The following is an 11303-nucleotide window of genomic DNA, read 5'->3' on the forward strand; positions in this document are numbered from 1 at the left end:
CCGGACCCGAGGCCGCGGGCGCCACCGTGACACCGGCGCCGGAGGCGGCTGGCGCCGGCTTCTTGCCATGCAGCGGCGTGTTGGGATCCCAGTTGCGGTTGCGTTCGGCCTCGGCCGCGTCCTGCTCCGCGGTGCGCTGCGGGACCTTGTTGATGAACGGGATCGGCACCTTGGTGACGTACAGCGCAACGCCCAGCGCCAGCGCCAGGCCGATCAGCAGGCCGGCGATCAGGCCGACGATGAAGCCACCGTGCTGCGACGAGCGACGAGAGAAGGGGAAGAAGGGCATGGCAGCTCCGGTCACATCCTGTCGGGGGCGCTGACGCCGAGCACCGCCAGGCCGTTGCGCAGTACCTGCGCGGTGGCGGCGAGCAGCGCCAGCCGCGCGCGGCTCAGCGCCGGGTCGTCGGTGAGAAAGCGCTCGGCCGCGTAATAGCTGTGGAAGGCGCCCGCCAGGTCGCGCAGGTAGAACGCCACGTCGTGCGGCGCCAGGCTCTCGGCGGCGCCGCTCAGCATCACCGGGTAGGCGGCCAGCTTGAGCATCAGTGCGGCCTCGGTGGGGGCCACCAGCCGCGCGAGATCGGCCTGGGCCAGCGTGGCCGGGTCGCCGGCCTGCTGCTCGCGCCACTGCACGATGACCGAGCAGATGCGCGCATGCGCGTACTGCACGTAGTAGACCGGGTTCTCGTCGTTCTTCTTCAGCGCCAGGTCGACGTCGAACACGAACTCGGTGTCGGCCTTGCGGCTGATCAGGAAGAAGCGCACCGCGTCCTTGCCGGTCCAGTCGATCAGGTCCCGCAGCGTCACGTAGCTGCCGGCGCGCTTGGAGATCTTGACCTCCTCGCCGCCGCGCATCACGGTGACCATCTTGTGCAGCACGTAGTCGGGGTAGCCCGCGGGAATGCCCACGTCGGCGGCCTGCAGCCCGGCGCGCACCCGCGCGATGGTGCCGTGGTGGTCGCTGCCCTGGATGTTGATGACCTTGTGGTAGCCGCGCTCCCACTTGTTGACGTGGTAGGCCACGTCGGGCACGAAGTAGGTGTAGCTGCCGTCGGACTTCTTCATGACGCGATCCTTGTCGTCGCCATAGTCCGTGGTGCGCAGCCACAGTGCGCCGCCGTCCTCGAAGGTCTTGCCGGCCGCGACCAGCTTGCCCACCGTGGCCTCGACGCGGCCGGTGGCGTAGAGGCTGGATTCGAGGAAGTAGTGGTCGAACCGGACGCCGAAGGCCTGCAGGTCGAGATCCTGCTCGTGGCGCAGGTAGGCCACGGCGAACTGGCGGATGCCGTCCAGGTCGGCGGGGTCGCCGGAGGCGGTGAACTCGCGGTCGTCGGCCTTGACGGTCTTGCGGGCCAGGAAGTCGGCGGCGATGTCGGCGATGTAGTCGCCGTTGTAGGCGCTCTCCGGCCAGCCCGCGTCACCCGGCTTCAGGCCCTGGAGGCGGGCCTGGGTCGACGCGGCGAGCGTGCCGATCTGCACGCCGGCGTCGTTGTAATAGAACTCGCGCGTGACCTGCCAGCCTGCGTCTCGAACAGTTTGCAGATCGCATCGCCGAGCGCCGCCTGGCGGCCATGGCCCACGTGCAGCGGGCCGGTAGGGTTGGCGGAGACGAACTCGACCAGCGCCCGCTCGCTCGTGGCCGGCTGGCGGCCGAAATCGGTGCCGCTCGCCAGCACCTCGGCGACGATCTGCTGCTTGGTGCTGTCCTTGAGCCGCAGGTTGATGAAGCCGGGGCCGGCGATCTCGAGCGCCGCGACCCAGCGCTGCACCGCTTCACGGCGCTGCAGTGCGTCGATCAGGGCCTGGGCCAACTCGCGCGGATTGCGCTTGAGCGGCTTGGCGAGCTGCATCGCCGAGGTGATGGCGAGGTCGCCGTGGGCGGCCTGTTTCGGACTCTCGAAGGCGGCAATCGGGGGCTGCTCGGGCGCCAGTTCGGCGAGTGCATCGCCGAGGGCCGCCAGGAGCTCTTGCTGGGCACGGATCATCGCCGGATTCTAGGGGCGGGGTCGGTACGCGATCGATGGGCAGTCCTTCACGGCGGGCGGGCCGGCGAGCGTGGCATCCCCGTCCCTGACATCAGGGCGGTGGAAAGATGCGGCCACACTTGCCTCCGCCATGAGTCCATCCCCCGCTTCCTCCGACGCCCTGCCCGAACGCATCGGCAAATACCGTGTGCTGCGCAAACTCGGCGAGGGCGCGACCAGCGAGGTCTTCCTGTGCCGGGACGACTTCAACGAGCGCGACGTCGCCGTCAAGCGCGTGCGCGCCAGTGCGCTGGCCGACGTGAGCGACGGCGCGCTGCACGCGCGCTTCTTCGCGGCCGAGGCGGCGCTGGTCGGGCGGTTGCAGCACCCCAATGTCGTGCAGATCTTCGACGCGGTGCCCGACCCGACCGAGCCCTACGTGGTCATGGAGCACGTGGCGGGCACCACGCTGCGGCCGTTCTGTCGCGCCGACCAGCTGCTGCCGCTGGACCAGGTGGTGGAAATCGGCTTCAAGTGCGCGATGGCGCTGGGCTATGTGTCGCGCCAGGGCCTGATCCACCGCGACGTGAAGCCGGCCAACCTGCTGGCCAGCACGAATGCGAACGGCGACATCGTCGACGTGAAGGTCAGCGATTTCGGCAGCGTGCTCAACCTGCAGGCCGACACGACCCAGGTGTTCCGGGTCGGCTCGCTGGCCTACATGTCGCCCGAGCAGCTCGATGGCGGCACGCTCGACGCCCGTGCCGATGTCTACTCGCTCGGTGCGGTGCTCTACCACCTGATCGCCGGCCGCCCGCCGTTCGACGCGAGCGCGCAGTCGGTGCTGATGGCGCAGATCTACAGCGCCCAGCCCGCCTCGCTGTGCGGCCTGCGCGGCGGGGTCGAACCGGCGCTCGACGCAGTGATCCAGCGTGCGCTCGCCAAGCGCGCCGACGACCGCTACGCGGACTGGGACGAGTTCGCCCAGGCGCTGTCGGCGCTGGTGGCCAACCGCCAGGTGCCGCGCGGCCAGGTCCAGGGCGTGCTCGACTCGGAGCGCTTCACGCTGCTGCGCGCGCTCGAGTTCTTCAGCCAGTTCGGCGACGTCGAGCTGTGGGAGGTGGTGCACCGCTGCGCCTGGCAGCGCTATCCGCTGGGCCACCTGATCTACCGCCGTGGCGAGGAGGGCAACACCTTCCACATCATCGCGGAGGGGGCGGTCGACGTGTACCGCGACAGCCAGCGCGTGGCGCACCTCGGCGCGGGCACCTCGGTCGGCGAGATGGCCTACCTGGCGCCCAACCCCGAGCTGCGCCGCCATAGCACCGACGTGACGGTGGTCGCGCCGGCCACGATGATCTCCTTCACGCCGGACTCGATGGCGCGGCTCAGTCCCGGCTGCCGCCACCTGTTCGACGAGGCCTTCATCCGCGTGCTGGTGCGCCGCCTGCACGTGGCCCACGAGGCGCTGGCGCATCCGCGACGGATCGCCTGACCACGCGCCCAGCCTGACAGCCAGCCATCGGCGTCAACGCCGGTCGCGCGCCGCCGTTCAGGCGCTTGTGGTGTGCACGGGGGCCATGCTTCAATGGCTGCGGCGGTGCCCGCCGCATGCCCCGACCCCAAGCGAAGGAGATCCGATGAAGAAGCTGATCAACGCTGCGGCCCTGTGTGCGGCCGCCTTCGTGCTGCCCGCCCATGCCGCCGATGCGGCGGCGTCCGCGCCGACCGCGCAGCAGACCAAGATGTCCACCTGCAACAAGGACGCCGGCGAGATGAAGGGCGACGAGCGCAAGGCCTTCATGAAGAAGTGCTTGTCCGCCAAGCCCGCCACCCAGCAGGACAAGATGAAGAGCTGCAACAAGGACGCCGGCGAGATGAAGGGTGACGAGCGCAAGGCCTTCATGAAGGAGTGCCTCAGCAAGTAGCCGCCGCTGCGCGACGGCCACCGCCCCGGCTCAGTACACCTCGAGCCGGCGTGCGCCGTCCTGCAGCACGATCTGCCCGAACTCGCTGAGGCCTTCGCCGTGGCCGAACAGGCTCACGCCGATCAGCCACACGCGCGTCACGCGCGCCGGGACCCGGTCGCCGATCGCCCGGCGATAGAGCGCGTGCAGGTTGACCGATTCCTCGACCCAGCGGCCCAGATCGGCGGTGCCTGAGCGCGTGACCACGTGGGTCTCGCGGTCCTTCCAGGCCGGCAGCGGGCAGGCGAAGATCTCGCCCACCGGCAGGCTGTGGCTCCACAGGAAGGTGAGGTCGCGGCCGTCGTCGAACTCCACCGCGATGCTCATGTAATCGTGCGTCGGCACCTGGTTCTCGGGCGCCCGGGCCGGCAGTCGCTCCGCCTTCCAGCGCCAGCGCAGCACGGTGTCGGGCGTCAGGTCGAAGGGAGTGTCCTTCTGCAGGATGCCGACATCGTCGCGGGTGTGCAGCCGGATCGCGCGGGGCGGGTGGCCGGGGCCGGTGGGGTGTTCGACCTCGGTGAAGATCTCGGCCGGGCCGAGTTCCCACAGGTAGTGCCAGTCGTCCGGTGGCGGTGTGGTGCGCCGCCCAGGCGCTGGACTTCGGCCGCGGCCAGGGGCCACCACCGTGGGCAGCGCGGCGAGCCGCTGCAGTTCGGACCCGATGTGCACGCCGGCGCGCCATTGCAGCAGCGCGACGCTGACGCCGCCGCCGGCATCCGGGTTGGCGGCGGCCGGTTCGCCCGCGTAGCGGCCGGTCTCGTCGAGCCAGCGCAGTCCCGGATAGAGCTTGAGCTGCAGCGTACCGGCACGGTCGGCGGTCACAGTGTCGGTCGCGCGCTCACCGCGGAAGATCGGGCCCTGGTCACCGATGCGGCTCCAGACGGCCATCGGGGCGTCGAGCGACAGCGCGTAGGCGCGTGACCACCACACCCGCCCGCTCTTCAACAGCGTGACGCGGTCGCCGGGCAGCAGCGCGAGGCCGGTGTCCAGCCAGGGCCCGACATCGCCGCTCAGGTGCAGCACCTTGAGCCCCACGATCGCCTGCCCGGCCTGGGGTGCGACGGCCTGCCGCACCGCCGTCTCGAAGGCGCCGTGGTCGACCGCGGACGGTGGGGGCGGTGCGGCCGTGGCCGTCGCGACGGCCACGGCCGCGGCGATGCCGGCGGCCCACAGCGCGAGGGCGAGGAGGGAACGTCGTGCCGCCGGGAGCGGGAGTGTCATGAGGCAGTCTCCTGTAGGGATCGTCGCGGCGCCGCGCTGCGGCAGGCCGGCCCGGCGCGATGCCGGGCGACGTCACCTTAGGAGCCAGGGGGCCGGTCGCCGCAGAGCAGATTGCCCGCGGCGGGCCGGGAAGATCGCCCCCGGTGCGATTCAGGGCATCGCGGGCGACCAGTAGGTCGAATCGCCGTAGGTGTGCTTCAGGAAGTCGATCCACAGCCGCACGCGCAGCGGCAGGTGCTTGCGCTGCGGGAACACCGCGTAGATACCGTTCGGCGGCGCCGCGAAGTCGTCGAGCAGCGTGACCAGCGCGCCGCTGGCCACCTCCTGCTCCACCTCCCAGGTGCTGCGCCAGGCGATGCCGTGGCCGGCGAGGCACCAGTCGTGCAGCACCTGGCCGTCGGAGCAGTCGTAGCGGCCGCTCGGCCGCAGGTGCGTCAGTTCGCCGTCGACGCTGAACGCCCAGCCGCGCGCCTGGCTGGCGTTCGAACTCAGCGTGAGGCACTGGTGGCGGCCCAGTTCGCCGGGATGCTGCGGCGTGCCGGCGCGCTGCAGGTAGGCGGGGGCCGCCACGCACAGGCGGCGGTTGTCGGCCAGCCGCAGGCTGACCAGGCTGGAGTCGGGCAGGTCGCCGACCCGCACCGCGCAGTCGTAGCCCTCGTTGACGATGTCCACCACCCGGTCGCTGAGGTTCAGCGACACCGACACGTCGCGGTGCGCCTCGGCGAAGCGCGGCACCAGCGGCGCCACATGGCGCCGGCCGAAGCCGGCCGGCGCGGTGAGGCGCAGGTGGCCGCTCGCCTTCACGCCGCCGGCGCTGACGCTGGCCTCGGCATTGGCCAGGTCGGTCAGCAGGCGCTGGGCGTCCTCCAGGAAGGCGCTGCCTTCGTGCGTGAGCGTGATGCGCCGGGTGGTGCGCACCAGCAGCTTCACCCCCAGGCGCTCTTCCAGTGCATCGATGCGGCGGCCGATCACGGCCGGTGCCACGCCCTCGGCGGCGGCGGCAGCGGTCAGGCTGCCCTTGGTGGCGACGGCGGCGAAGGATTCGATCTGCTTGAGGCGATCCATGGCGAGCAAGTGGGGCGGATTCGGGGCAGATTACTGATGCTCCAGTAAAAGATCAAGCGCAAATCGGTCGCTAAATGCGCACTCAGGTTCGTAATAAAGTGGCCTCTCGATGAAGTCACCCAAGCCGTCCCTGTCCGTCCAAGCCGTGCTGTTCGACGCCTACGGCACGCTGTTCGACGTCTACAGCGTCGGTACGCTGGCCGAGCAGCTGTTTCCCGGCCAGGGCGAGGCGCTGGCGGTGCTGTGGCGTGACAAGCAGATCGAGTACACGCGCCTGGTGTCGATGAGCCAGCGCTACCGGCCGTTCTGGGAGCTCACGCGCGCGGGGCTGCGCTACGCCTGCGCGCGGCTGCAGCTCGACCTGACGCCGGAGCGCGAGACCCAGTTGCTCAACCAGTACCGCCACCTCGGTGCCTTTCCCGAGAACAAGGCGGTGCTGACGGCGCTGAAGGCGCGCGGCGTGACCACGGGCATCCTCAGCAACGGCGACCCCGAGATGCTGGGCATCGCGGTGCGCAGCGCCGGCTACGTGGACGACAAGGGCCAGGGCCTGCTCGACCACGTGCTCAGCGTCGAGAGCGTGCAGCGCTTCAAGACCGACCCGGCCGCCTATGCGCTGGGCCCGCAGGCGCTGGGCATTCCGGCCCGGCAGATCCTGTTCGTTTCCAGCAACGGCTGGGACGCGATCGGCGCGACTTGGTACGGTTACTGCACGCTGTGGGTGAACCGCTTCAAGCTGCCGCTCGAGGCCCTCGACACCGAGCCGACGCGCACCGGCAGCAGCCTGCGCGACGTGCTCGACTTCTTTCCCAAGACCTGAAACTCCCTGTCCCTAGGAGCTGACCATGACGACCCTCCAACTGCCCGCCGGCCTGCAGATCAACGCGGCGATCCTGCCGGGCTTCGAGACCATCCTCACGCCGGCGGCGCTCGAGCTCGTGGCCAAGCTGCACCGCACCTTCGAGCCCCGCCGCCAGGAACTGCTGGCCGCGCGCGTGGCACGCGTGAAGCGGCTCGATGCCGGCGAGCGCCCCGATTTCCTGCCGGAGACGAAGGCGATCCGCGAAGGCGACTGGAAGATCGCGCCGATCCCGAAGGCGCTGGAGTGCCGTCGCGTCGAGATCACCGGGCCGGTCGAGGCCAAGATGGTCATCAACGCCTTCAATTCGGGCGCTGATTCGTACATGACCGACTTCGAGGACAGCAACTCGCCGGTCTGGGCGAACCAGATCCAGGGTCAGATCAACCTGTACAAGGCGATCCGCCGCACGCTGACGCTGGGCCAGGCGGGCAAGACCTACAAGCTCAACGACAAGATCGCGACGCTGCAGGTGCGCCCGCGCGGCTGGCACCTCGACGAGAAGCACGTGCTGGTCGACGGCCAGCGCGTCTCCGGCGGCATCTTCGACTTCGCGCTGTTCCTGTTCCACAACGCCAAGGAGCAGATCGAGCGCGGCGCCGGCCCGTTCTTCTACCTGCCGAAGATGGAGTCGCACCTCGAGGCGCGGCTGTGGAACGACATCTTCATCGCCGCGCAGAAGGAGATCGGCCTGCCGCAGGGCACGATCAAGGCGACGGTGCTGATCGAGACCATCCTCGCCGCGTTCGAGATGGACGAGATCCTGTACGAGCTGCGTGAGCACAGCGCCGGGCTGAATGCCGGCCGCTGGGACTACATCTTCTCGTGCATCAAGAAGTTCAAGAACGACCGCGACTTCTGCCTGGCCGACCGCGCCAAGGTCACGATGACGGCGCCCTTCATGCGCGCCTACGCGCTGCTGCTGCTCAAGACCTGCCACAAGCGCGGCGCGCCCGCGATCGGCGGCATGAGCGCGCTGATCCCGATCAAGAACGACCCCGAGAAGAACGCCATCGCGATGGCCGGGATCATCAAGGACAAGCGCCGCGACGCGAACGACGGCTACGACGGCGGCTGGGTCGCGCACCCGGGCCTGGTCGAGTCGGCGATGAAGGAGTTCGTCGACGTGCTGGGCGACCGCCCGAACCAGATCGAGCGCCAGAAGCCCTACACCCACATCACCGCCGCGCAACTGCTGGAGTTCGCGCCCGAGGCCCCGATCACCGAGGCCGGGCTGCGCATGAACATCAACGTCGGCATCTATTACCTGGCGTCCTGGCTGGCCGGCAACGGCTGCGTGCCGATCTACAACCTGATGGAGGACGCCGCCACCGCCGAGATCTCGCGCTCGCAGGTGTGGCAGTGGATCCGCAGTCCCAAGGGCGTGCTCGCCGACGGCCGCAAGGTCACCGCCGACATGGTGCGCAAGATGGTGGCCGAGGAGCTCAAGGGCATCAAGGACGCCGGCTACGAAGGCCAGACGGTCGACCGCGCGGCCGAGATCTTCGAGCAGATGAGCACCCAGGATGCGTTCGCCGAGTTCCTGACGCTGCCGCTGTACGAAGAGATCTGATCGAGGCCGTGAAGGACGGGCTGCGGGGCAGCCCGTCCCCGCCGTGCACCGCGACGCGGCGCGCCGCGGTGCGCACGGTTCGTGCATGAGTGCGGGTTGACACCGAGTCGACCATGCCCGACGAACCCTGCACGCGCATCCTCATCGTCGGTGCCGGCTTTGCCGGCACCCAACTCGTGCGTTCGTTGCACCGCCGGCTGCCGCCCGGCGTGGAAACGACGTTGCTCTCCGACGAGAGCTACACCACCTTCAATCCGATGCTGCCGGAAGCGGTGGGGGCGTCGGTCTTCCCGGAGCAGGTGGTCGTGCCGGTGCGCGAGATGACGCGCCAGGGCGGCGCCTGCCGCTTCATCATGGGTCGGTGACGCAGGTCGATCTGACCGCGGGACGCCTGGTCTGCCGCACGCTGGCCGGCGAGCGCGAACTCGCCTACGACCACCTGGTGCTCGCGGTCGGCAACCGGGCCCGGCTCGACCTGCTGCCCGGCATGGCCGAGCACGCGCTGCCGCTCAAGACCGTGGGCGACGCGATGCACATCCGCAACACGGTGCTGCGCCGGCTGGCCTGCATCGAGCTGGAGGACGACGCATCGGCGCGCCGCGCGCTCGGGCACTTCGTCGTCGTCGGGGGCGGCTTCTCGGGTGTCGAGGTGGCCGGCGAACTGGTCGACTGCCTCGCGAGCATCCGCCGCTACTACCCGCGCGTGGCGGCCGACGAGTTGCGCGTCACGGTGCTGCAGGGGCTGGACCGGCTGCTGCCCGAGCTGTCGCCCCGGCTCGGCGTCGCCGCGCTGAACTCGCTGCGCGAGCGCGGTGTGGACGTGCGGCTGATGGCCCGGGCGACCTGCATCACGGCCGACGGCGTGCAACTGGGCGACGGGGAATTCATCGAGGGGCGCACCGTGATCGGCACCATCGGCACCGCAGCCAACCCGCTGCTTGCCAGGCTGGGCCTGCCCCTCAGCGGGGGCCGCGTGGTGGTGGCCGGTGACCTGTCGGTACCGGGCTATCCCGGGCTGTGGGCGGTGGGCGACTGCGCCTGCGTGCCCAACGCGCTGGACGGCAGCACCGCACCGCCGACGGCGCAGTTCGCGGTACGCGAGGCGCAGCACCTCGCGCGCAACCTCGGCGCGGTGGTGACCGGGGCACCGACCACGGCCTTCCGCTACCGCTCGCGCGGCATGATGGCCTCGATCGGTCACCTGAAGGGCGTGGCCGAGGTCGCCGGCCTGCCGCTCACCGGCTGGCCGGCCTGGCTGGTGTGGCGCGCCTACTACCTGTCGCAGATGCCGTCCTTCGGTCGACGGCTGCGCATCTTCTTCGAGTGGTTCTGGGGCATGTTCTACCCACCCGACATCACCCACCTGCGCTTCACCCGCAGCGCCGAACTCGGCAGCGACGAGGAGCGGCGGCAACGCGAGGCCAGTGCCACTGCAGTCGCGACGGTGTGATGCAGCATTGCATGCGAGCGCCGCGCCGGGCCGCTGTGTTGCGCTCGTGTCCCCCGCGGTCCGCCCGTGGGGCCGGCCGCGGGGGACACGAACGTAGCCGCTCACCCGGCGGCGTGGTCTGCAGCGCGCGGTACGAGCATGCAATGCGACGCAAGAGCCCGCCGCACATCAGATTTCGTCACGGTGCATCCCGGCGGCTGCATCCGCAGGACTCTCGGCTCCGTAGTACCGGAACCATCGGCCGGTGCATCGCGCCGCGCCTGCCGCGTTCCCCTGAATCCCACCATGCCCACCCACGCCTCGCCCTGCTGGTACGCAGCCCCGGCATGTGCTGACAGAATCCGCCCATGTCCAGCAGTCCCCCCCCGCCGCACGGCCGATCCTTTCGACTACGAGTCGGCGCTCGAAGCCTGCGCCCGTGGCGAACGCTTCGCGCTGCGGGCGCTCTACGAGCGCGAGGCGCGCTGGCTGCTCGGCGTGGCATTGCGCATCGTGCGGGACCGTGACATGGCGCACGACGTGCTGCAGGACGCCTTCCTGCAGGTCTGGCAGCGGGCGTCGAGCTACCAGCGCGCGCTCGGGTCGGCGCGCGGCTGGATCTACACCGTGGTGCGCCATCGCGCGCTCGACGAGGTGCGCCGCGTGCGCCGCGAGACGCCGGTGGGCGACGAACTCGAAGCGCTGGCCGACCAGCATGCCGCGTCGAACGCAGTGCATGAGCTGCCGCATGCCGACGCGGCCTCGCTGTCGCGTTGCATGGAGACGCTGGACGAGCGCAAGCGCGACTGCATCGTCTACGCCTTCGTCGAGGGCTACACCCACGAGCAGATCGCGCAGCAGACCGCCACGCCGGTCGGCACCGTCAAATCGTGGATCCGTCGCGGTCTGCTGTCGCTGAAGGAGTGCCTGTCGTGAGCCTCGACGATCCGCACGAGCGCAGCGCCACCGCCGGCGAGTACGTGCTGGGCACGCTGGGAGCGTCCGAGCGTGCCGAGTTCGAACGTGCGCTGGGTGAGGACGCGGCGCTCCAGGCCGAGGTCTACGCGTGGCAGGACCGCCTTCTCGGTCTCGCGGGCCGCGTCGCGCCGGCCGAGCCGTCGGCCGGCCTGTGGCCGGCCATCGAAGCCCGCTTGCGCTCCGGTCCGGCCACGGCGGCGGAGATTCCGACGCGTGCTGCGGCCCTGCCGGCTGCCAACGACCCGGC

9 protein-coding genes and 3 pseudogenes are annotated in these 11303 nt (G+C 70.3%); 8 read left to right on the forward strand and 4 right to left on the reverse strand.

Translation table 11 applies throughout. The annotated features are described in order from the left end of the window. A pseudogene (locus tag x551_RS13565) lies at positions 1 to 289 on the reverse strand (hypothetical protein); the annotation flags it as partial. A gap of 11 nt (positions 290 to 300) precedes the next feature. Beyond that, positions 301 to 1985: pseudogene (gene argS, locus x551_RS13570) on the reverse strand (arginine--tRNA ligase). A gap of 130 nt (positions 1986 to 2115) precedes the next feature. On the opposite strand from argS, the gene x551_RS13575 reads away from it, so the two are divergent. Then, positions 2116 to 3459, forward strand: coding sequence for a serine/threonine-protein kinase (locus tag x551_RS13575; protein WP_051495817.1), 1344 nt, complete (start codon positions 2116 to 2118; stop codon positions 3457 to 3459). Positions 3460 to 3604: 145 nt separating this feature from the next. After that, positions 3605 to 3892 carry a PsiF family protein gene (locus x551_RS13580; protein ID WP_011827756.1) on the forward strand — a complete coding sequence of 96 codons (288 nt, stop codon included), beginning with the start codon at positions 3605 to 3607 and terminating at the stop codon, positions 3890 to 3892. A 30-nt stretch (positions 3893 to 3922) separates the two neighbouring features. On the opposite strand, the gene x551_RS13585 is transcribed toward x551_RS13580, so the two are convergent. Beyond that, complete coding sequence (locus x551_RS13585) at positions 3923 to 5152, reverse strand: DUF3047 domain-containing protein (RefSeq protein WP_051512026.1); 1230 nt, start codon at positions 5150 to 5152, stop codon at positions 3923 to 3925. Between the two features lie 150 nt (positions 5153 to 5302). Further along, positions 5303 to 6217 carry a LysR family transcriptional regulator gene (locus x551_RS13590; RefSeq protein WP_036248993.1) on the reverse strand — a complete coding sequence of 305 codons (915 nt, stop codon included), beginning with the start codon at positions 6215 to 6217 and terminating at the stop codon, positions 5303 to 5305. A 109-nt stretch (positions 6218 to 6326) separates the two neighbouring features. Between x551_RS13590 and x551_RS13595 the strand changes: the two genes are divergently transcribed. The 6 genes and pseudogenes from x551_RS13595 to x551_RS13615 all read left to right on the forward strand — a co-directional run. Continuing rightward, positions 6327 to 7037: a haloacid dehalogenase type II gene (locus tag x551_RS13595; protein WP_011827759.1), complete on the forward strand. Its 711-nt coding sequence runs from the start codon at positions 6327 to 6329 to the stop codon at positions 7035 to 7037. Positions 7038 to 7062: 25 nt separating this feature from the next. Beyond that, a complete protein-coding gene (gene aceB / locus x551_RS13600; RefSeq protein WP_011827760.1) occupies positions 7063 to 8649 on the forward strand; it encodes a malate synthase A in 1587 nt (528 codons plus the stop codon). Positions 8650 to 8762: 113 nt separating this feature from the next. Further along, entirely contained in the window at positions 8763 to 9014 is a 252-nt protein-coding gene (locus tag x551_RS25850; protein ID WP_051495818.1) for a hypothetical protein, read from the forward strand. Then, positions 9011 to 10099, forward strand: a complete 1089-nt coding sequence (locus tag x551_RS13605) for an FAD-dependent oxidoreductase (protein ID WP_051495819.1) — start codon at positions 9011 to 9013, stop codon at positions 10097 to 10099. The genes x551_RS25850 and x551_RS13605 overlap by 4 nt, the downstream gene beginning before the upstream one ends. A 285-nt stretch (positions 10100 to 10384) precedes the next feature. Next, entirely contained in the window at positions 10385 to 11014 is a 630-nt protein-coding gene (locus x551_RS13610; protein WP_152543521.1) for a sigma-70 family RNA polymerase sigma factor, read from the forward strand. Continuing rightward, a pseudogene (locus tag x551_RS13615) lies at positions 11011 to 11303 on the forward strand (hypothetical protein); the annotation flags it as partial. The gene x551_RS13610 and the pseudogene x551_RS13615, both read left to right, overlap by 4 nt.

The sequence above is a fragment of the Methylibium sp. T29 genome, assembly GCF_000576205.1.
Classification (GTDB): domain Bacteria; phylum Pseudomonadota; class Gammaproteobacteria; order Burkholderiales; family Burkholderiaceae_C; genus Methylibium; species Methylibium petroleiphilum.